This is a genomic window from Actinoplanes sp. NPDC026619, from assembly GCF_040638295.1.
Lineage (GTDB): Bacteria > Actinomycetota > Actinomycetes > Mycobacteriales > Micromonosporaceae > Actinoplanes.
Window position 1 is genome coordinate 18,701 of sequence record NZ_JBEZYA010000038.1, and the last position, 21,465, is coordinate 40,165.

Here is a 21,465-nt window from a genome sequence, read left to right on the forward strand (position 1 = left end):
CACCCGACTAGCAACACCTTTGCCCTGCACCGATCCCTGCCCACGGCAGGCCATGAAACCGAATGGGAGGCCAATCCGAAACGACCTGTACTGAGAGGCCCCCGTCATCTCCATGAACAGCACCCGTGTCCGCGCCGCAGTTCTGGCTTCCGCACTCGCGCTGAGCATGGCGTCGCCGATGTCCTCGGCCCCAGCTGAAGCCGCCGCCACCACGCCCACGATGGCAAGCCGGCTGACCGCCACCCCGGTCGCAAAATCGATCAACTACTACCCGTCGGACGCCGCCTGGTCGACGATGTGGACCGAGTTCAACACCGCCCGCATCAACGCCGACCTGGCCAAGGCCGCCACCCTGGGCGCTAACAACGTGCGGGTCATCGTCTTCCCGCAAACCTTCGGCTACCCCCAGCCGAAGAGCACCTACACCGAACGGCTGCGCACGTTCATCACCATGGCCGATACGCACGGCCTCACCGTCAAACTCACCCTCTTCGACTGGTGGGACGGCTACAGCGACACCGCCGGCAGCATCAGCTGGGCCAAGACCATCCTCGCGCCGTACGCCAACGACAGCCGCGTCATCGCCGTCGGCATCAAGAACGAATTCCAGCCCGACGACGCCGCTGCTGTCGCCTGGGCCCGCAAGGTCATTCCCGCAATCCGATCCGCCGTGCCCACCATGCCGCTCACTCTGTCGGTCGACGGGCAGACCAGCTCGGCCGGGATCGCGAAGATCAAGAGCAACCTGGCGAGCACCCCCTTGGACTACTACGACCTGCACTTCTACGGCGCTTCCGAAGCCGCCCTGGCCGAGATCCGCAAGGCGCAGGCCGCCGCCGCACCGGCCCCGGTCGTCATCGGCGAAACCGGTCTGAGCAGCGCCAACAGCAGCGAGGGCGAGCAGGCCGCCTACCTGGCCCGCGTGTTCCGCGCCGCCAAGGAGGCCGGCGTCGCCTCGGTCGCGCCGTGGACCCTCAACGACTTCGCCGACAACGCCATCCCCGGCCACTCCGCGGTCGCCGCCAGCCCCGCCCAGTACAAATACGGCCTCTACCGGCTCGACGGCACCGCGAAACCAGCCGCCGCCGTCGTCCGTACCGCCTGGACCACCGGCGCGACACCCAACAGCGTGCTGAACCTCGGTTTCGAAGCCGGCGCAGCCGACTCGCCGTGGCGGCAGAACCTTCCCCAAGCCGGCGCCGCCGTGATCACCACCGGCATGGCACGCACCGGCAAGTACTCGGCCCGATTCACCAGCACCAGCCGCACCAGCGCCGGGCTGCCGTCGCTGGTCACCTCCCCCATCACCCCCGTACAACCCGGCTACCGATGGCGAGCCGAGGCGTACGCTCACGGCATCAACGCCACCGGCACCACCGAGATCGCCCTGAGCTGGTTCGACGCCACCGGCAAATGGATCAGCCAAAGCACCTCCAACCGACTGCCCACAGGCAACACCGGCTGGACCAAACTCGTCGTCGAAACCACCGCCCCGGCCCGAGCCGCCAGCGTCCAACTGCATCTCAAATCCGGCGACAACACCGGCACGATCTACTTCGACGACGTAGCCGTCTCCTAACCTCCGCCGTTCACAGCCGGCTCTACGAATTGGTCAGAGCCTTGACGGAGATCGGACGTCGGCCAAATAGATTTCGGCGCACCGGGTACCCGCCTCAGCCGTCGGCAGGCGGTCCACCCATGACAGCAAGACGATTACAGACGTCATACACGCCGGGGACGGTCCAGGCAGCCTGGCTTGCGGCAACCCTGGCGCCGGCCGAGCCGACCTCGCCGAGCAGGATGACCACACGGTTCTGGACGAGGATCTGCACGTAACGGCCGTGGATACGCGAATCAGCCCGCAACGTCATCACGGTCCGATCCGCGATCCACGAATTGGTGTCCAGCCCGGCGTCGCTATCCCACTCCTCCGCCTCTTCATCCTCGCGATCACCGGATCCGCGCGGTCGGCTCGGGTCCTGCCAGTCGTCGGGATAGCCCGAGAACGGAGACATCGATTCAGCTCCTTGCGCCCGACACAGCGAGGCCGGCGCCGCTGCGCATCCAGGTCCAGGCGGACGGGCAGTCGTCGAAGATCGGAAAACACGGCTCGGGGCCCTCCTGGCGTTGATTTCGCCGCGGATGCATACCAACGCCGTGCCCTGGTGCTCGATCAGCTCGATCACGCCGGCACCGTCCGGGCCGACGTCTCCGGGATAGCAGCGTCCGGCATCGGCTCACTCCTCGTGGTCGGGTTTTGCTACCACGACCCACCATCGCGGCGCGATGTGGCGGCACCTGCCCGACTCCATGACGGTTACGTGACAGTCGGCGTCCCGAGCTCGTAGCCGGCGAACGGCGCCGTCATGATGTGGCCGCCCGACCAGGCTCTCTTAGCAGCGCACAGAGATGGAGGAAAATGGTGGTGACCTTACTGAAGAAGGGCCTGACATGGTGACTGTCATCGCATTCGACGTCAACGAGACCCTGCTCGACCTGCGCGCACTTGACGAGCCGTTCCGGGAGATATTCGGCGACCCGGCCTTGCGGCCGCAGTGGTTCGCTCAGATGCTTCAGCTGTCCTTCGTGGGCGGCCTCACCGGTGAGTACGTCGACTTCACCACCGCTCAGCACGCCGCCCTGCGGATGCTCGCCGACCGCACGGGCACCTCGCTGAGCAACACGCAGGCCGCCGTGATCGTCAACACGATGACCACCCTGCGGCCGCACGCCGAAGTGCCCGCTGCCCTCAGCCGGCTGCAGGGATCTGCCCTGGCGCTCACGGCCCTCACCAACTCGGTGCAGGCGGTGGCCGACGCCCAACTCGCGCACGCCGGTCTGCGCGAGTATTTCGATGCGGTCATTTCAGCCGACTCGGTGCGCCGACTGAAGCCGGCACCCGAGCCCTACCTGGCCGTCGCGGAGCGATTCGGGGTCGACATCTCCGACGTACGTCTGGTGGCAGCGCACGCCTGGGACGTCTCCGGCGCCCTGGCCGCCGGTTGCCGGGCCGCCCTGGTGAGACGGCCCGGTGTCGTCCCCAGCCCGCTCGGCGCCCAGCCGGACATCATCGGCCGGTCCCTGACCGAAGTCGTCGATCAGATCCTGGCTTCCCGGTAACTGCCGCCCGGCCGGGTCCAGGCGATCAGGCCGTCAGCACCAGCAGCACAGCGGCGCCGAGCACTCCCCCAACCGCCACCACAGCGGTCGTGGCCGCCGTAACCCGCCACCCGAAGGCGCGCCCGACCATGACGACACCCGGCAAGCTGACGGCCGGCAGGGTAATCAGCAAAGCCCCCACCGTACCGAGGGACAGCCCGGCCAGTGCCAGTCCCTGCGCGATCGGAATCTCGCCGGCCGTCGGGATGACCAGTGCGGTGCCGACCACCGCCGCCACGAGCAGCACCAGAAGGCCCGAGCCGCCCGCATGCAGCGGAAACAACCATCCGCGGAACGCGCCGACCAGCATCACCACGACAAGATATTCCGGCAGCAGAATCGCCGACATCCGGATCAGAACCCGCAGATAGCGTCCGAACGAGGGCGGCGGGCCGGCCGGCACAGCCGGCGGCGAAGGTGGCGGTGTCCGCCCGTCCGCCAGCCACGCGACCAAAGCGGAGCCGCCCACCACGAGCAGGGTTCCGACCACCATCCGAGTAACGGTCCACTGCCAGGGCGCCACCAGCATCAGAAACACCAGCACGGCCGGATTCAGCAACGGATTGCCCAACCAGTACGCGACGACGGCGGCGGTGGACCCACCGCGCCGCTTCAACCCGACGGCGACCGGAGCCGTGCAGCACGTGCACATCATCGACGGCCTGGCGGCCAGCCCACCGGCGAGTGCAGCACGCAGCCGGCCAGGTCGGTTCAGTAACCGCAGAAACCATGCCCGGGGTACCAGCGTCTGTAACGCGGCGCTGATCAGGAGTGCGGCCAGTAGCGCACGCCACACCGCGTGGGCGTAGGCCGCGGTGAAGCTCGTCGCGGCAGACCACGAGGGCGCGTCCCCCGGCCGCACGTCGCCCACTTGCAGGATGCTCGATCCGGTCCACCCGTGCCCCGCCGCGAGACCGGGGACCTTCGCCGCGTACGGCATCCACTTCGACCACGTCAGCAGAGTCACCGCGATCGCCGCAGCGGCGAACACACCGACCATGAGGCGGGTCCCAGTCGGCTCGGCCGGTCCATCCGGCTCAGTCGCCTGCGTCACGTCTCCTCCTATGAAGTCGCCGGGTGGCCGCCGTACCCCCGACCGGCGTCGCCAAACGCTGGGTCCACCGGCCGTCGCCGCGTGTCCGGATGCGGCGAGTCCGATGCCATTGGGGTCGGCGTCATGCACAACAATGTCCCTATGCAAGCAAGCCAGGACGATCCGCAGCGCACCGTCGCCGCCTTGATGGCAGCGAGCCGCGCCTTCGTGGGCATCACGGCACGCTCCCTCGCCACGATGGACGAAGACGTCACCCTGCCGCAGTTTCGCGCGATGATGGTATTGGCGACGCGCGGCCCGCAGAGAGCCGCCGACATCTCGGCGGAGCTGAATGTGACGCCGTCAACTGGGACAAGGATGTGCGAGCGCCTGGTCCGCAAGGGGTTCGTCCGGCGTACCCGCACGACGAGCGACCGGCGAGTTGTGCGGCTGCGCCTGACGGCCGGCGGCCGGACTCTGGTCGACGAGGTGGTCAGTCGGCGACGGGACGAGTTGGCTGCCATCGTGGGAGCGACCGCTGGACATTGGACACCGGCCGTCACCGCCGCCCTGAGCGCCTTCGCAGAGGCAGCCGGGGAGGCCGCCGAACAGGAGTGGTGGCTCGGCTTCGCGGCAGACGACGATGTGACCGCCTGACCTCGTCGGCCGGCAATGCTCTGCTCACACCGCACTCCTGAGCCCAGCGGCCGCCCGCAACAGACCGTGATGGGTCAGCCAGCCGGACACCAGCGTGCCGGACCCTGCGACCGGAAGCCCGGCCCCACCGTTGCGGGTCAACTCCGACAATGCCTGCGCCAGCGACTCCTCACCGGTCAGCACCGGTACAGCATGGGCGAGGTCGGCCGCGGTGATCCCCTCCGCGCCGTCCTGAACGGCACGCTCCACCTCCACTGCCGGCACGACACCCCACCACTCGCCACCGATGCCGACGACGGGCAACGCCATGCCGGGCTCGATGGCGAATCTCGCCGTCAGTTCGGTGAGCGAGGCGTTCGGTGAAAGCGGCTCCGGGAGTGGCTCGACGGCGATGGCCACCGGCAGGCGGGCGAGCGCACGCTCCGGCGCGTGCAGGTCGATCCCGCGCCGCAGGAGCTTGCGGGTATAGATAGTGTCCGGGCTGATCAGCTTGGAGATCCCGGCCGCCAGGGCGATCGCCAGCATCAGGGGAAGGATGATCTGGTACTCGCCGGTCAGCTCGAACATGATCAGCACCGCGGTGATCGGCGTCCGTGCCGCGCCCGCGAACACCGCACCCATGCCGACCAGCGCATAGGCGCCGGGCGACGGCGCCATCGCCGGGTCCACCATCCGCAGTGCGAGGCCGAAGGCTTCGCCGAGCATCGCGCCGATGAACAGCGACGGAGCAAACACCCCACCCGAGCCGCCGACGCCGATTGTCAGACCCGTCGCGAGGATCTTCCCGGCCAGCAACAGCAGCACAAAGCCGACCGCGTACCCGCCGTCAACTGCCCGGCCGAGCACGGGATAGCCGACACCGTACATCTGGGGCAGCGCCAGTAGGACACCGCCGACGAGAAGCCCGCCGACAGCCGGCCTCAGCCATTCCGGACCGCGCCACAACCGATCGCAGACATCCTCGATGAGATAGAGCGTCCGCGACCACAGCACACCCAAGCCACCGGCGATTAGTCCAAGGGCGGCGAAGGCCAGATATTGCCAGGCAGAGGTGACGTCGAAGCCTGGCAGCGAAAGGAACGGATGGTCACCGAACGCCGCCCGGCTCAACGCCGAGGCTGCCACCGCGGCCAGTACTACCGCGGCGAAGGACTCGATGGCGAAGTCCGCGAGTATCAGCTCCAGCGCGAAGAACACGCCGGCGATCGGGGTATTGAAGGTTGCGGCGATGCCTCCAGCAGCGCCGCAGCCGACCAATAGCCGCAGGCGCGACTCGGGAAGCCGGAGCACCTGCCCGAGCGCCGAACCGAGCGCGGAGCCGATCTGGACGATCGGCCCCTCGCGCCCTACCGACCCGCCGCCGCCGATGCACAACGCGCTGGCCAAGGCCTTGACCACGGCGACCCGCGGACGGATCCGGCCACCACTTTCGGCCACGGCGTACATCACCTCGGGGACACCGTGGCCGCGAGCCTCACGGGCGAAGGCGTAAACCAGCGGGCCGTAGACCAGCCCGGCGACTACCGGGGTGAACAGCACGAACCAACGACCCAGCCACGGCAAATGCGAATTTGCCGCCCCGGCGACCGCCGCATAGTCGGCGTGGCCGCTGAAGATCTGCGTCGCCGCCTCAAGCAGCGTGCGGAACGCCGCTGCGCCGAGCCCTGCCCCGAGGCCGATGCCGACCGCAAGCACCTGAAGGCCCACGCCGCTTCCGTGCAGCCAGCCCCAAATCCGACGTTGCATCAAACAATCATTGCACTATGCTCCGATTTTGCCGGCATCGGCATCGGCACCCGAGACCGACGGAGAATCCGCCGTCCACCAAAGAAGGTCACCATGATGGGCCCGGTGGGGCAAACGACAGAGGCTGAAGCACCGGCACGCCGACGACCTTGTCGTAGAGCCGTCATCCAATTGCAGGCCGGACGCAGCATCATCGGTGAACGATCGTTGAAGCGGACGTGGCAGCGCTGCGTCCGGCTCCCGAATGACAGGGGCGACACCGAGATGAAAGGGCGAAGCAATATGACGCTGCTCGCCGGACGGTATCGCCTGGATCAGCTGATCGCGCGTGGTGGCATGGCGACAGTGCACCAGGCGGACGACGAAGTGTTGAGGCGACCGGTGGCTGTCAAGACACCCACACCGGACCGGGCGACGGACACGGCCTTCCGCAAGGCCGTACGCCATGAAGCGGTCGCGGCCGCGAGCCTCAGCCATCCCAACATCGCCCGGCTCTTCGACTACGGCGAGGCGGAGTGGCAGGGCGTACTACAGCCGTTCCTGGTCATGGAGCTAGTCGCCGGCACGACCGTCGCCGCGCACCTGGCCGAGCACGGCCCGATGGAATGGCGCGAGGCCGCCGAGATCTGCGCCGGTGTGGCCGCGGGGCTGACCGCTGCCCATCACAAGGAACTGGTCCACTGCGACGTGAAGCCGTCGAACATCATGATGTCTCCCGGGAAGGTCAAGATTCTCGACTTCGGGGTGTCGGCCAGGTCGGGGCAACGCCCGGCAGACCCCTACGGTCGTGTCTGGGGCACACCCGCATATCTGGCCCCGGAGCAGATGCACGGCCAACCAGCCACCCCGGCCTCCGACATGTACGCCCTCGGCCTGGTGTTGCACGCCTGCTTGACCGGACGGCAACCGTGGCCGGGCAAAGGCGCCTACCAGGTGCTGACCGCACGTGCCTGCAAGCCCGTCCCCCAGCTGCCCGACGTCACGAAGGTCCCCGAAGCCCTTATCCGGATCCATCGCACCTGCCTCGACCGCTCGCCGAAGAAACGACCATCGGCGCATCAGGTGGCCCGACTGCTGACCGATGTCGTCAATGGCCGGCCCCACCTCCGCCAGGCGACCGTCCGCCGAAATCTCGAAACGCTGACGGCTCGGCTCACCCCGTGGGCTCTTTCGCGCGATCGGGTGCCGGAGACTCGGTAGGAAACGACGCCCTGAACCCGTCGGCAACCTTTGAATTGCTCGTCCGTCGTTGCTTCTCTGTCGTACGCATGGAGCGGCGGTCAGGTGGTGTCAGCCGTCGTCGCTCTGGACCCGCGTGCGCTGCGGGATCACCGTGTAGCGCGGATCGGTCGCGGAAGTGGTGCCGGCGTGGAAGTAGCCAAGGCGGGTGAACAGCGAGCCGGCGGTCAGGGCCAGGCCTCCGGCGATGTCGAGGGCGCGGCTGCGGCGCACCACCGACGCGGCGAGCAGAACGGCGCCGGCTCGGGTGGACCAGCGGGCCGCCTTCAGGTAGCGGCCGGCGCGGCCTTGCGACAGCGGCTCGGCCACCATACCGAGACGCTGGTGGACGGCCTGATCGAGAACTTGCTCGGACAGGGCGCCGGCGATGCCGGCGAGCCGTGCGGGCCCGGCCTCGGCGAGCGGCGACATGGCGGCGGCCAGTCCGCCGGAGGCGGCCAGCGCACTGGCGCCGAAAAGGTACGGCAGCTCGCGATGCGCATCGTGCCAGACCGGCACGGCCGTGTTCGCGACCAGCGCCGCGGTGTACGTGGTGACGGCTGGCGCGAGCAGGGTGGCGGCCAGGCCGGCGGGGCGTCCCGCAGTCGTGATCACGGGGCGGACCGCACCCGGGAGGATCGACCGTGCCTCGTCGAGGGCGGCGACGGCGACGAGCGGGGCGAAGCCGCTGAGGATCCAGGTGCCGATCGACATGGGCGACGAGGGCTTGACAACGCGCAACATGTGCACGAAACGGCCGGGTCGGCCGAGGTCGTGGACGAGGGCAGCGAGTGAGAGGCCGGTGGCGGCGGCCGCGACGAGCCGTGTCGAGCGGCGCATCCGGGTCCGTCCGGTCAGGTCCGCGCCCGCCGCCAGCAGCGCCGAGCCCCCGGCCAGGCCACCGAGGAAAAGGTATCCGCCGATGTCGCGGGACTCCCAGACCGGCGCCTTCAAGATCGAACGCCCGTAGTAGGAGCGGAACTCGGCGGGCGGCACCACTTCGCCGCCGCGACCGGCCCGCCGGCCGCCGCGCGCGCCGATCCGTGCGTCGCGCCCAGGCGCCGCGCCGTGGACGCCGTCCCGGCGCACTTCGGAACCGTGCTGCTCGGGGGCGCTCATCGCCGGCCGCCCAGAAAAGCCGCCAGCACCGTGGCCGCGACGCCCGCCGCGGCCAGCGCAGTGTGCCGCCACATTCGCGGCAGGTCCCGGGTGGTCACCACCGGATCGGGCGGGAAGCCGTAGACCTCGGGCTCGTCGAGCAACAGGAAGAACGCCCCGGCGCCGCCGACGCCGTTGTCCGGGTCGGCGCCGTAGAGACGTGCCTCGACCACACCGGCGTCGTGCAGGTGATCGACCCGCTCGGCCGCCCGTTCGCGTAGCTCGTCGAGCGGGCCGTACTGAATGGAGTCGGTCGGGCATGCCTTCGCACACGCCGGTTCCTGGCCGGCGCCCAGCCGGTCGTAGCACAGAGTGCACTTCCACACCCGGCCGTCGTCCTTGCGCTGGTCGATGACCCCGTACGGGCAGGCCGGCACGCAGTAGCCACAGCCGTTGCAGATGTCCTCCTGCACCACCACGGTGCCGAACTCGGTGCGCAGCAGCGACCCGGTCGGGCAGACGTCCAGGCACGCCGCGTGGGTGCAGTGCTTGCAGACGTCGCTGGCCATCAGCCAGCGCAGCTCCTTACGCCCATCGGCGGTGACCGGGCCCGGCAAGGATGCGTCGGCCGATCCGACCGGATGCCGGCCGCCGGTGTCGGTGCCCAGTTCAGCACCATGCCGGTCACCCAGGCCGCCGGCCACCGCATCGGCACTCGCTCGGGTGGCGGTCGCAGCGGTGGGCATGGAGCCGACGGCGTTGTTCTGCCGGCCGAGCGGCTTGTCCTGCTCGATGAAGGCGACGTGCCGCCAGGTGTCCGCGCCGAGCATGCCGGTGTTGTCGTAGGACATGCCGAGCAGCGACAGACCGTCGTCCGGGATGACGTTCCACTCCTTGCAGGCCACCTCGCACGCCTTGCAACCGATGCAGACCGAGGTATCGGTGAAGAAGCCCATCCTCGGTGGTCCGTCCGGGTAGCCGGTCCCGTCCTCGATCAGGTCGTCGCTCACGGAGAGCCCTCCTTCGTCGTGCGATGGGCGGTGCCGGTCTCTTCGGTGATGCCCGCCCGGCGGCGGTACTCTTCGACCAGCTGCAGCCGGTCCGGGCCGCGCGGGCGGCGCCCGGGGCGGATGTCACAGGTCAGCGCCTTGGCTTCCTGAATGTGCACGTTCGGGTCGAGGCTCATATGGGTCAGCTCGTTGGCGCCGTCGCCGGTGGTGATGCCGTTCCCGCCCCAGTGGTAGGGCAGTCCGACATGGTGCACGAGCCGATCGTGCACACGCATCGGCACCATCCGGTCGGTGACGAGCACGCGTGCCTCGATCGCGCCCCGCGCCGTCACGATCGTCGCCCAGCCCAGGTGCTCCAGACCGGCCTCGGCGGCCAGTTCCGGCGACACCTCGCAGAACATCTCCGGCTGCAGTTCCGACAGGTACGGCAACCACCGGCTCATGCCGCCGGCGGTGTGGTGCTCGGTCAGCCGATACGTGGTCAGCGCATACGGGAAGACCTGGCTGCCCGGCTCGTCGCCGCTGGGGTGGTACGGGTCCACCGCCCGTTTGGTGAGCTGCCGGGCCGGGTTCTGCCGCTGGCCGTAGAGCAGGTTGGGCACCGGCGACTCCTGCGGCTCGTAGTGGGTCGGCAGCGGTCCGTCGGACAGGCCCGCGGGCACATAGAGCCAGCCCTTGCCGTCGGCCTGCATGATGAACGGGTCGATGCCAGACAGGGCGTCCTCCCGCTTGGCGCCGTCCGGAGGCCGGTAGCCGGGCGCTTTCGTCGGCTGGAAGTCGGGCACATCATGTCCGGTCCACTTGCCGTCGCTGGCATCCCACCAGACGTACGCCTTCTGCTCGCTCCAGGGTTTGCCGTCCGGATCCGCGGACGCCCGGTTGTAGAGCAGCCGCCGGTTCGCCGGCCAGGCCCAGCCCCACTCGGGCGCCACCCAGCTCTGCTCGGTGTGCGGCTTGCGCCGGGCGGCCTGGTTGACGCCGCCGGCGTACGTTCCGCAGTAGATCCAACAGCCGCAGGCGGTGGAGCCGTCGTCCTTGAGCTCCTCGTAGGAGGACAGGCACGTACCGTCGGCCTTCCATCCGTTGATCTCCTGCAGCACCTCTTCGGCGCTCGGCTCGGCGTGCTCACCGGAGGTTGAGTAGGTCCAGGTGAGATCCAGTATCGGCCGGTCCATCGCGCCGGCCGAGCCGGCCAGTTTCTGCCGGATGACGCGGCCGAGATGGAACCAGAACCACAGGTCGCTGCGCGCGTCGCCGGGTGGCTCGACGGCCTTGTGGTGCCACTGCAGCATCCGCTGGGTGTTGGTGAAGCTGCCGTCCTTCTCGGTGTGCGCGGCGGCGGGCAGGAAGAACACCTCCGTGCCGATGCTCTCCGGCCGCAGTTCCCCCGACTCGATCTCCGGGCCGTCCTTCCACCAGGTGGCGCTCTCGATCAGCGAGAAATCCCGGACGACGAGCCAGTCGAGGTTCGCCATGCCGAGCCGCTGCGCCTTGGCGTTCGCCGAGCCGACCGCCGGGTTCTGGCCGTTGAGGAAATAGCCCTTGCAGACCCCGTCGAGCTGCGCCTGAACCGTCTTGTAGGTGCTGTGGTCGCCGGTGATCCGGGGCAGGTAGTCGAAGCAGAAGTCGTTCTCCGCAGTGGCGGCGTCCCCCCAGTACGCCTTCAGGAGGCTGACCGCGTACGAGCGCATGTTGCCCCAGTAGCCGGTGTCGGAAGAGTCGTCGGCGACGTATTGGTCGAGGTCGCCGTGCGAATCCGGGTGCGGCATGGGCAGGTAGCCCGGCAGCAGGTTGTACAGCGTCGGGATGTCGGTGCTGCCCTGAATGCTGGCGTGTCCGCGAAGGGCAAGGATGCCGCCACCCGGACGGCCGATGTTGCCCAGCAGCAGCTGCAACACCGACGCGGCCCGAATGTACTGGACCCCGACGGTGTGCTGGGTCCAGCCCACCGAGTACGCCCAGGCCGTCGTGCGGTCCCGGTTCGAGTTCTCGGTGATCGCGCGGGCCATCTGCTCGAATACCTCCACCGGGACGCCGCAGACCCGGGCGACCATCTCGGGTGTGTACCGGCCGTAGTGCCGCTTGAGGATCTGGAACACGCAGCGCGGATCCTGCAGCGTCTCGTCGCGGCGGATCTGGTGCAGATCCTCCAGCGACGCCCCGTGGCTGCCGTGTTCGTGTCCGCGCCCGGTCACGTGCCGCTCCCGCGAGCGGTTCTTACCGGACTCCTCGGCGCTCTTACCCTCTTTGGCGCCCTGCTTCCGCTTACCGGCCGAGCCGGCGACGCTGACGCCCTCGTACTGCCAGCTGTCGGTGGCGTAGCTGCCCTCGTCGTCCTGCCAGCCGGAGAACAGGCCGTCGAGATCCTCCGTGTCGCGGAAGTCCTCGGACAGAATCGTGGCCGCGTTCGTGTACGCGACCACGTACTCGCGGAACTCCAGCCCGTTGCTGAGCACATAGTTGATCAGGCCACCTAGTAGGGCGATGTCCGTACCGGCCCGGATCGGCACGTGCAGGTCGGCCAGGGCGCCGGTCCGGGTCAGCCGGGGGTCGACGTGGATCAGCGTGGCGCCCCGGGCCTTCGCCTCCATGACCCACTGGAAGCCGACCGGGTGGCACTCGGCCATGTTGGAGCCCTGCATGACGATGCAGTCGGCATTCTGCAGATCCTGCTGGAAGGTCGTCGCGCCGCCGCGACCGAAAGAGGTTCCCAGACCGGGAACGGTGGAGGAGTGTCAAATACGAGCCTGATTCTCGATCTGTACGGCTCCTAATGCTGTGCCAAGCTTCTTGATCAGGTAGTTCTCCTCGTTGTCCAGCGTCGCACCGCCCAGCATCGCGATGCCCAGCGTGCGGCGGACTCGCCGGTCCTGCTCATCGAAGTCGGTCCAGGTGTCCCGGCGGGTGGCGATCACCCGGTCGGCGATCATGTCCATCGCCGTGTCGAGGTCGAGTTCCTCCCAATCGGTCGCGTACGGACGGCGATAGCGGACCTTGGTCTCCCGCAGCGGATTGGTCACCAGTTGCTTGGTAGCCGCACCCTTGGGGCACAACCGGCCGCGGCTGACGGGCGAGGCGGGATCACCCTCGATCTGCACGACCTTGTCGTCCTTGACGTAGACGAGCTGTCCGCAACCAACCGCGCAGTACGGGCAGACGCTGTCTACTACCCGGTCGGCGGTTTCGGTGCGCGGTTGCAACCGATCCGTCGCACGGGAACGCGCCGCAGCACCGCGGCCCGACCGGTCTCCCCGGCCCATCGCAGCCGCGGCCTGCCGCAGCGCCGGCCACGGCAGGAAGGTCTCACGCAGGCCCATCGCCACCTCCTGGATCGCGCCCTGCCTACCCCGCTCGACTTGGCTCAAACAGGCGGCACCGACTCGATCGGAAGTTCCCGAACGGCGGTGCATGCGCGAGCCGGTCCGGGGTAGCCCGGTCGTCGTGAATGGCGTAGAACATTTCGGCTGGGTTGTGTTCGGAGTGTCGCTGGTGGCCTTGGCGGCAATTCTGTCGAACCGCGTCAGCGACTGGATCCGCGTTCCCGCGCCGGCGCTGTTCCTCGTCGGCGCGGCGGTGGCCTCCGATCTCTTCCCGGCGCTCGGGTCGACGCGAGTGGAGACCGTGCAGAACGTGGTCACCGCGGCGCTCATCATGGTTCTCTTCGACGGGGGCATGGGTATCGGCTGGCGGCGGTTGAGGCCGAACATCACCGCCGTGCTGTCGGTAGGCGTGGCCGGCACCGCGATGACAGCCGCCGGTATCGCGCTGTTCGTCCACGCCATCCTGGGCTTCGGCTGGCAGATCGCCCTGCTGCTCGGGACCGCGCTTTCGCCGACCGACCCGGCCGTCGTGTTCTCCGTGCTCGGCCGGCGCGAGATCGTCGGGAGATCCGGCGTGCTGCTCGAAGGCGAGGCCGGCGCCAACGACCCGGTCGGCATCGCCCTGATGGCGGCACTGGTCGGCACGGCCGGCATGAGCGGCGGCGGCGCCGTCCTGAGCGGGCTGGGGGAATTCGCCCGCGAGATGGCCCTCGGCGGCTTGGCAGGCGCCCTGGGGGGCTGGGTTCTCCTGCAGTTCATGCGCCGCCTGCCGCTGCCCAGCGAGGCGCTGTACTCGATGCGCACCCTGGCGTTCGCCGGGGTGATCTACGGCCTCGCGACGGTGACCGGCGGGTCCGGGTTCCTCGCGGTATTCGTCGCCGGCGTGGTGGTCGGCGACCCGAACGCGCCGTACAAGCGGGAGATCGAACGCTTCCACAGCGCCGTCGCCAGTTTGGCCGAGGTCGTCGCCTTCGTCGTGCTCGGCCTCACGATCTCGCTGCACGACCTGGGTCGCGTCAACGCCTTGTGGCCGGGACTACTCATCGCCGCGGTACTCACCCTCCTCGTACGGCCGGTGCTGGTGGGATTGCTCTTGCTGCCGATCCGCTTGCGCCTGGGCGAGCGCCTTTTCGTGTTGTGGTCCGGTCTCAAGGGCGCGGTGCCGGTGCTGCTCGGCACGTTCGCCTTCACCTCGGGCATCACCGGCGCCGAACGGATCTACGACATCGTGTTCGTCGTCGTCACGTTCTCCGTCGTCGTCCAGGGCGGCCTCGTTCCCACCGTGGCGAAGTGGGCGCGGGTGCCGATGAAGACCACGCAACTCGAGCCCTGGGCGCTCGGCATGCGTTTTCGTGAGCAGCCCACCGGACTGCGCCGCTACCGGGTAGCCACCGGGTCGGCCGCGGACGGCACGGCCATCGGCGACCTGGCCGTCGGCGAGAACCTGTGGATCAGCATGGTGAACCGGGAGGGGCGTCTGGTGCCGGTGGGACGAGACACCGTCCTGCGGGCCGGCGACGAAGTCCTCGCCCTCGCCGACGCCGAACGCACCGACGCGGACCCGGGCGCGGCGTTCAGCGAGCCGAGCACCGACCCCCATCAAGAGTGACCTCGGCCGGCGCCTACATCTCGTCCAGAACGGCACCGCGACGGCGTTTGAGCGGCGCCGGATCGGTAAAGCGGGCTCAGCCCAGTCAACCGGTCGACGGAGGAGTGCCCATGCCGAAAAACCCACCGACGCCCTTACTCGCGGGACCCCGGGCCGCCGCCGATCGGCGCAACGTGGGCTGGGGCGCCGCCGGCCTCAGCGCGGCGGGCCTGTTGGTCGGGCTGACGGTCGCACCCGCGGACGCGGTGCAGGGTCAGGCGCAGCGCCTCATGTACCTGCATGTCCCCGCCGCCTGGACCGCCTATCTGGCCTTCTTCGCCGTGCTGATCTGCAGCGGCGGGTATCTCGTCTGGGCGGATCCACGCTGGGACCGCGCGGCTCGGGCCGCCGCGGAGATCGGCCTCGCGTCGACGGCGCTGACCTTCGCGGCGGGCACCCTCTGGGGGCGGCTGACCTGGGGCGTCTGGTGGGCCTGGGATCCGCGCATCGTGAGCACGATCGCGATGTTCCTGGTCTACCTGGCTCAGACAACCCTGCGCTGGAGTGACGAGGACGGCCACCGGGGCGCCCGCCGCGCGGCGTGGCTGGGTCTGGCCGGTTTCCTGATCGTGCCGGTGGTGCACTTCTCCGTCGTCTGGTGGCGGTCACTGCATCAGCAGGCCACGCTCCTGGCGCCGAACGTCGCCCCGCCGATCAACGGACTGATGCTCACTGCACTGCTTCTGTGCGTCGCCGCGAGCACCGTCGCGGCCGCCTGGGTGTTCCTGCACCGTCTGGCCGTCCTGGAAACCTGTGCCGCAGTGGATTCACCGGCGCCGCGCCCGGCCGTGGCGGCTCAGCCGTGACACCGCACCGCGCCCGGCTGCTCCTGACCCTGGTGGTGGTCGCGGGCGTTGCACTGCTCGTCGTGGCCGGCCTGCAGAACACCCTGACCTTCTATCGCACCCCGACCGAGGTGTTGCACGGCGCCACCGCGCGGGTACGCCTCGGCGGCGAGGTGGTTCCCGGTTCCCTGCACAGCGAGGGAGGTTTCACCCGCTTCCGGCTCGCCGACCGCACCAGCCAGATCGAGGTAGAACAGGCCGAGGACCTGCCGGGCACCATTCGAGAAGGCCAGGACGCGGTCGTCGAGGGCGCCCTGGACGGCCAGGGTGTCTTCCACTCCGACACGGTGATGGCCAAGCACGGCAACGAGTACCAACCGGCCCAGACCGGCGAAGGGGACAACCGGTGACCGGCCGGCTCGGCGACCTCTGCCTCGGTCTCGGTCTCATCGCGGCGGTCGCGTCGGCCCTGCTGTGGCTGCGCGTGGCTCTCGTCGGTGCCGCCACCCGGCCGGCGCGCGCGGCCGGCTGGGTGACCCTGGCCGCCGCGGTGCTCGCCTGCGCCGACCTGGAGTCGGCGTTGATCAGGCACGACTTCGGCATCCGGTACGTCGCCGAGAACGGCGGCCGCAACGTCCCGCTGCACTACACGGTCACCAGCCTGTGGGCCGCGCTCGACGGGTCGTTGCTGCTATGGCTGCTGATCCTGGCCGGCTGTGCGGTGCTGCTCGGCCGCCGACGGCGTCACCAGGAGTGGGACCCCCTACGGCCGGGGGCGCTGGCGGTGACCGGGGTCGTCACGGTCTTCTTCTTCGCGCTCACCTACTTCGCCGCGAATCCCTTCGCCGCCGTCTGGCCGACGCCGGCCGACGGGCCCGGCCCGAACCCGCTGCTGCGCGAGCACCCGGCGATGGGCATCCATCCGCCGCTGCTGTATGCCGGCTACATCGCACTGGTGGTGCCGTTCGGCTACGGCATCGCCGCTCTCGCCACCGGGCGGACGGATCAGATCTTCGGTGCGGTCGTACGCCGATGGACGCTCGCCGCCTGGGCCCTGCTGACCGCCGGCATCACGATGGGCGCGTGGTGGTCGTACGCGGTGCTCGGCTGGGGCGGGTACTGGGCCTGGGACCCGGTCGAGAACGCCTCGCTGCTGCCCTGGCTGACCGCGACGGCGCTCCTGCATACGCTGGTCGCCGGTCGGCGAACACCGGCGCTGCGATCGTGGAACACGTCCCTGGCCTGCGGCACCTTCCTCCTGGTGCTGGTCGGCACATTTCTGACCCGCTCCGGCGCCGTGGCGAGCGTGCACGCCTTCACCGCGTCGCCGCTGGGTCCGATGCTGCTCGGCTTCGTCCTGCTGTCGGTGGCGGTCGTGCTCGGCCTGACGGTGTGGCGCGCGGGCGCCGCGGCCGACCCCGCCGGCGGGTCGTTGCTGCTGTCGCGCGAGTCGGCGATGCTGGGCAACGCGGTGCTACTCGTGGCGGTCGCCACGATCGTCCTGACCGGAACATTGTTCCCCTTGCTGGTCGAGGCGGTGCAGGGCAGCCAGGCCGCGGTGGGACCCGGCTACTTCGACCGGTCCGCCGTGCCGGTCACCTTGGTCGTCCTGCTGCTGATGGGTCTCGCTCCCATGCTCCGTCCCGGGCGGACCGCCGACCTGCGGGGCGCACGGGGACCGGCGCTCGCGGGTCTCGCGACAGTCGTCCTGGTGGGGCTGATCAGCCGACCGGGCGTTCTCGCCTTGGCCGCCTTCGGCCTCGGGGCCTACGTGCTGGCCGGTCTCGTACAAGCGGCGGCCCGCCGGCCGCACGGGCTTCGCCGGATCGGCTGGCTGGTCGCACACGCCGGATTCGCCGTCGTCGCCGTGGGTGTGGCCGCCTCATCCGCGTACACACTCAGCACCGAACAGCAGCTACGCATCGGCGACACGTTGCGCGTCGGAAAGGTCACCGCTCGTCTGGACGCAGTGGATCGGCAGGGCGCCGAGTCCGGCATGAACGCCCGCGTCCGGCTGACCCTGGGCGGCGCCGCGAGCGGCGCCAGCGATCCGGAGATGCGCTACTACCCTGCCCGCGACCTCACCGTCAGCGTGCCCGCCATCCGGTCCGGCGCCACCCGCGACGTGTACGCCACCGTGCTCGCCGTCGCGGAGGACGGCAGCACGGCTACCGTCCGCCTGGCCGTGAACCAGGGGGTTGGACTGGTGTGGCTGGGCGGCACCCTGATCGCGCTCGGCGGGCTGCTGGCGGCCGCACGGCTGCCCGCCGGCAGCCCTCGGGAGCCGGCCGAACCGGAGCGCGAACCGGTACTCGCGGCGGAGGCGGTATGAATCGCCGGCTTATCGGGGTCGCGGTCGCCGTCCTGGCCGTGGTCGGCCTCGGTGTCATGCTCGCAGCAGGAGTCAGGACGTCCCCGGATTCGGCCGCAGCCGCCGATCAGACCCAGACGCAACCGCGCGACGACCCCGCTCCCCCGCTGCGCGGCACGACCCTGGACGGAACCGGCTTCGACCTGACCGCGCTGCATGGTCAGGTCGTGCTGGTGAACGTCTGGGCATCCTGGTGCGACCCCTGCCGACAGGAACTTCCCGCGCTCGCCGCGGCCCAGCGCCGGTGGTCGGCGGACGGTTTCCGGGTGGTCGGCATCGACATGCGCGACAACCTCGAGTCCGCTCACCGCCTGCTCACCGAGGTCGGTGCGAGCGACCTGACCAGCGTGGCGGATCCGCAGGGCACGCTCGCGGTGGCGTGGGGAGCCCGCGGTGTGCCGGAAAGCTTCCTGGTGGATCGGGCCGGACGGGTGCGGTGGTGGACGCAGGGCGCGGTCGACGCCGCCTGGTTGGAGCAGCGCGTGCCCGCGCTGCTGGCTTCGTGAACGCGCGGCGGCTTGCCACGTACGCCCTGCTGGCCCTGTTGCTGGCCGGCACCGGGCTGGCCGTGTGGCGGTCGGCCGCCACCCGCCCGGAATCGGCGGACACCATCGCCGCGCAGCTGCTCTGCCCCGCCTGCCAGGGCGAGTCGGTGGCTCAGTCGCAGTCGCCGATGGCCGCCGCCATGCGCGACTCGATCGCGCAACAACTGGCCGCCGGACGCTCGCCCGCCCAGGTGCGGCGTTACTTCGTCGACCGATACGGCGCCGGCATCCTCACCGACCCGCCGCACGGTGGACTCGGCGTGGTCCTCTGGCTGCTGCCGATCGCGGTCGTCGCCTCACTGGTAGTGCTCGCCTGGCGCCCGCAGCGACGCGGCAGCCGAGCGGGCCCGCCATCCACCAGCCCCGCCCCGCGCCGCTTGCCCCGGCTCTGGGACGTTCTCGCCGCCGGCGTCGTCCTGCTGGTCGCCGTGGTGGCGTTCGCAGCTCCGAACCAGCATCGCAGCACTCCAGCCGCCGCCGACTCGACGACTGCCGCCCCCGTCAGCACACTGCTCGCTCTCGGGAGATCGCTGGAGGGCCAGGGTCGCTACGCCGAGGCCGCCGAGGTCTACCGCGACGCGGTTCAGCAGCAGCCGGACGACTCCACCCGGCTGAGGCTGGCGTTCGCCCTGCTGCGGTCGAACAACGCCGACCAGGCGGCGAGCACCGCCGCGACGGTCCTGAGCAGCAGTCCGGACGACACCGAGGCCTTGCTGATCCTCGGCTTGGCGCAACGCGCGGAAGGATCCGCACAGGCCGCCGTCACCCTCCGCCGATTCCTCAAAACAGCACCGGACGACCCCGCCGCCGGTGAGGTCCGGCGGTTGCTGGGTACCAAGTGAGGGCCGTAAGAGGGGATTCGTGATGACATATCGCAGCCGATACGACGCGGTCGTCGTCGGTGCCGGGCACAACGGGCTGGTCGCCGCCAACCTGCTGGCGGACGCCGGCTGGAGCGTGCTGGTGCTGGAGGCCGAGGACACGCCGGGCGGGGCGGCCCGGTCGACCGACGCGCTGGGCCCTGGCTGGGTCACCGACCTGTTCAGCGCATTCTATCCGCTCGGCGCCGCCTCGCCTGTCCTGCGCGGGCTCGACCTGCACGAGCACGGCCTCACCTGGTCGCACGCGCCGGCGGTGCTGGCCCACCTGCTGCCCGACGGGCGTGCGGCGGTGATGTCACGCGACCCACACGAGACGGCCGCCTCGGTGGACGCCTTCGCCGCCGGTGACGGCGAGGCGTGGCTCGACCTCGTACGCCGGTGGGACCGCCTCGGCGACGCGGTGCTGGACGCGCTGTTCCAGCCGTTCCCACCGATCCGTCCCGGGCTCGACCTGCTGCGCCGGCTCGGCCCGGGGGATGCGGCACGCTTCGCCCGCTTCGCCATGCTGCCGGTCCGCCGTCTCGGGGAGGAGCAGTTCCGCGGCGACGGCGCGCGGCTGTTGCTGGCCGGCACGGCCCTGCATTCGGACATGTCGCCCGAGGAACCGGGCAGCGCCGTCTTCGGTTGGTTGATGACCATGGTGGGGCAGCGGTTCGGGTTCCCGGCGCCACGCGGCGGTTCCGGCATGCTCACCGCCGCGCTGGTCCGTCGCCTGCGTTCCGCCGGGGGCGAAATCCGGTGCGGGACGCCCGTGGAGAGAATTCTGGTGCGCGGCAACCGGGCACAGGCCGTTCGCACAGCGTCGGGCGAGGTCATCGGTGCACGGCGGGCTGTCGTCGCCGACATCGACGCACCGACCCTCTTCCTTACGTTGGTGGGTGCACAGAACCTGCCCAGCCGCTTCCTCGACGACCTACGGCGCTTCCAGTGGGACCCGTCGACGCTGAAGCTCAACTGGGCCTTGTCCGCGCCGATGCCGTGGAAGACGGCCGAGGTGGGCCGGGCAGGGACGGTACATCTCGGCGCCGATATGGACGGTCTGAGCGACTACACCACCGCCCTGACGACCGGGCGCCGGCCGGCGAAGCCCTTCCTCCTGCTCGGCCAGATGACCACCGCCGATCCGACCCGCTCACCGCACGGCACCGAGGTGCTGTGGGCGTACACCCATCTGCCGCGGAGCCTTCGCGGTGACGCCGACATCCTGCGGCGACAGGTCGAAGCCGTAGAGGACCTGCTGGAGCGCCACGCACCGGGCTTCCGGGACCTCGTGGTCAACCGGATACTGGAGACGCCGGCCGGTCTTAACGACGCCGACGGCAACCTCGTGGGCGGGGCGATCAACGGCGGCACGGCAAAAATCTTCCAGGAACTGATCTTCCGCCCGGTGACCGGGCTGGGACGGCCGGAGACACCGGTCCGCGGTCTCTACCTGGCAAGCGCGGCCGCGCATCCCGGCGGGGGTGTGCACGGTGGACCGGGCGGCAATGCGGCCAAGGCGGCCCTTCTGCATTCCGGGGTCCGCGGCGCACTGCGCTCGGCCGGGGTGCGACTCGCGCTGCGGACCATCTACTCGGGGCCGGACCGCGGCGTGCTTCCGCCTGCGGCCGCGGAGCTGCCGTCTGGATGACCACGCCCGGATGCGGGCTCCTCTCCGGCTCTCACCCCTGACGCCACGGCGGGCCGGTGGAACCACCGCGGCCATCGCTTGCCGGCCAGGAGCCATGCGGCGTATCCGACGGCCGCGGCGGCCGGCATCGCACCACGCCACCCGTCGTGGATGATCAGCAACGGCCCGGCGGACACCAGGCCCGCCGCCAGGACCACCCGATGCGCGGACGGCCGCGACGCCGGACCGCGGGGACGCCGTCCGGCGCTGCCGACGGCCGGATCCGACCTGTTCGAGATCATCGACCGACCTCCCTGGACTTACACCTGGTGCAGCTACGCGGGCGCCTACCCGCGGTTCGTCCCGGATAATCGCCGCCGCGTGA

16 protein-coding genes and 1 pseudogene are annotated in these 21,465 nt (G+C 70.1%); 11 read left to right on the plus strand and 6 right to left on the minus strand.

Annotated elements, in window-relative coordinates:
- Positions 1–112 precede the first annotated feature (112 nt).
- Entirely contained in the window at positions 113–1,579 is a 1,467-nt protein-coding gene (locus AB0E90_RS45885) for a cellulase family glycosylhydrolase (RefSeq protein WP_360418974.1), read from the plus strand.
- Between the two features lie 94 nt (positions 1,580–1,673).
- Here the strand turns inward: AB0E90_RS45885 and AB0E90_RS45890 are convergent, their stop codons facing one another.
- Positions 1,674–2,186 (minus strand): BON domain-containing protein, encoded by a 513-nt coding sequence (locus AB0E90_RS45890; RefSeq protein ID WP_360418976.1) that lies wholly within the window; start codon positions 2,184–2,186, stop codon positions 1,674–1,676.
- 265 nt (positions 2,187–2,451) lie between these two features.
- Here AB0E90_RS45890 and AB0E90_RS45895 point away from each other — a divergent pair.
- Positions 2,452–3,021 (plus strand): annotated as a pseudogene (locus AB0E90_RS45895) (haloacid dehalogenase type II); the annotation flags it as partial.
- Between the two features lie 124 nt (positions 3,022–3,145).
- Here AB0E90_RS45895 and AB0E90_RS45900 read toward each other — a convergent pair.
- On the minus strand, positions 3,146–4,213 hold the full coding sequence (locus AB0E90_RS45900) for a permease (protein ID WP_360418978.1): 1,068 nt from the start codon (positions 4,211–4,213) through the stop codon (positions 3,146–3,148).
- A 141-nt stretch (positions 4,214–4,354) separates the two neighbouring features.
- Here AB0E90_RS45900 and AB0E90_RS45905 point away from each other — a divergent pair, with 141 nt between their 5' ends.
- On the plus strand, positions 4,355–4,849 hold the full coding sequence (locus tag AB0E90_RS45905) for a MarR family winged helix-turn-helix transcriptional regulator (protein ID WP_360418980.1): 495 nt from the start codon (positions 4,355–4,357) through the stop codon (positions 4,847–4,849).
- A gap of 24 nt (positions 4,850–4,873) precedes the next feature.
- On the opposite strand, the gene AB0E90_RS45910 is transcribed toward AB0E90_RS45905, so the two are convergent.
- A complete protein-coding gene (locus tag AB0E90_RS45910) occupies positions 4,874–6,556 on the minus strand; it encodes a chloride channel protein (protein WP_360418982.1) in 1,683 nt (560 codons plus the stop codon).
- Positions 6,557–6,877: 321 nt separating this feature from the next.
- Here AB0E90_RS45910 and AB0E90_RS45915 point away from each other — a divergent pair, with 321 nt between their 5' ends.
- Positions 6,878–7,795: a serine/threonine-protein kinase gene (locus tag AB0E90_RS45915; protein WP_360418984.1), complete on the plus strand. Its 918-nt coding sequence runs from the start codon at positions 6,878–6,880 to the stop codon at positions 7,793–7,795.
- Between the two features lie 90 nt (positions 7,796–7,885).
- On the opposite strand, the gene nrfD is transcribed toward AB0E90_RS45915, so the two are convergent.
- From nrfD to fdh, 3 genes are read right to left on the minus strand one after another with little or no spacing between them, the layout of a single operon-like run.
- The gene (nrfD, locus tag AB0E90_RS45920; RefSeq protein ID WP_360418986.1) at positions 7,886–8,932 is read right to left on the minus strand and encodes an NrfD/PsrC family molybdoenzyme membrane anchor subunit; all 1,047 of its coding nucleotides are present in this window, start codon (positions 8,930–8,932) and stop codon (positions 7,886–7,888) included.
- Positions 8,929–9,867 (minus strand): 4Fe-4S dicluster domain-containing protein, encoded by a 939-nt coding sequence (locus tag AB0E90_RS45925; RefSeq protein ID WP_360419082.1) that lies wholly within the window; start codon positions 9,865–9,867, stop codon positions 8,929–8,931. Before AB0E90_RS45925 ends, nrfD begins: the two co-directional genes overlap by 4 nt.
- 50 nt (positions 9,868–9,917) lie before the next feature.
- On the minus strand, positions 9,918–13,181 hold the full coding sequence (gene fdh, locus AB0E90_RS45930; RefSeq protein WP_360419084.1) for a formate dehydrogenase: 3,264 nt from the start codon (positions 13,179–13,181) through the stop codon (positions 9,918–9,920).
- Positions 13,182–13,362: 181 nt separating this feature from the next.
- Here fdh and AB0E90_RS45935 point away from each other — a divergent pair, with 181 nt between their 5' ends.
- The 7 genes from AB0E90_RS45935 to AB0E90_RS45965 all read left to right on the plus strand — a co-directional run bounded on the left by AB0E90_RS45935 (position 13,363) and on the right by AB0E90_RS45965 (position 21,101).
- Complete coding sequence (locus AB0E90_RS45935; protein WP_360418988.1) at positions 13,363–14,850, plus strand: cation:proton antiporter; 1,488 nt, start codon at positions 13,363–13,365, stop codon at positions 14,848–14,850.
- Positions 14,851–14,960: 110 nt separating this feature from the next.
- Positions 14,961–15,695: a cytochrome c biogenesis protein CcsA gene (gene ccsA / locus AB0E90_RS45940; RefSeq protein WP_360418990.1), complete on the plus strand. Its 735-nt coding sequence runs from the start codon at positions 14,961–14,963 to the stop codon at positions 15,693–15,695.
- Positions 15,692–16,084: a cytochrome c maturation protein CcmE gene (locus AB0E90_RS45945; protein ID WP_360418992.1), complete on the plus strand. Its 393-nt coding sequence runs from the start codon at positions 15,692–15,694 to the stop codon at positions 16,082–16,084. The genes ccsA and AB0E90_RS45945 overlap by 4 nt, the downstream gene beginning before the upstream one ends.
- Positions 16,081–18,006, plus strand: a complete 1,926-nt coding sequence (locus AB0E90_RS45950; protein WP_360418994.1) for a cytochrome c-type biogenesis CcmF C-terminal domain-containing protein — start codon at positions 16,081–16,083, stop codon at positions 18,004–18,006. Before AB0E90_RS45945 ends, AB0E90_RS45950 begins: the two co-directional genes overlap by 4 nt.
- The gene (locus tag AB0E90_RS45955; protein ID WP_360418996.1) at positions 18,003–18,551 is read left to right on the plus strand and encodes a TlpA disulfide reductase family protein; all 549 of its coding nucleotides are present in this window, start codon (positions 18,003–18,005) and stop codon (positions 18,549–18,551) included. Before AB0E90_RS45950 ends, AB0E90_RS45955 begins: the two co-directional genes overlap by 4 nt.
- Complete coding sequence (locus AB0E90_RS45960; RefSeq protein WP_360418998.1) at positions 18,548–19,432, plus strand: cytochrome c-type biogenesis protein CcmH; 885 nt, start codon at positions 18,548–18,550, stop codon at positions 19,430–19,432. Before AB0E90_RS45955 ends, AB0E90_RS45960 begins: the two co-directional genes overlap by 4 nt.
- A gap of 22 nt (positions 19,433–19,454) precedes the next feature.
- Positions 19,455–21,101 (plus strand): NAD(P)/FAD-dependent oxidoreductase, encoded by a 1,647-nt coding sequence (locus tag AB0E90_RS45965; RefSeq protein WP_360419001.1) that lies wholly within the window; start codon positions 19,455–19,457, stop codon positions 21,099–21,101.
- Positions 21,102–21,465 lie beyond the last annotated feature (364 nt).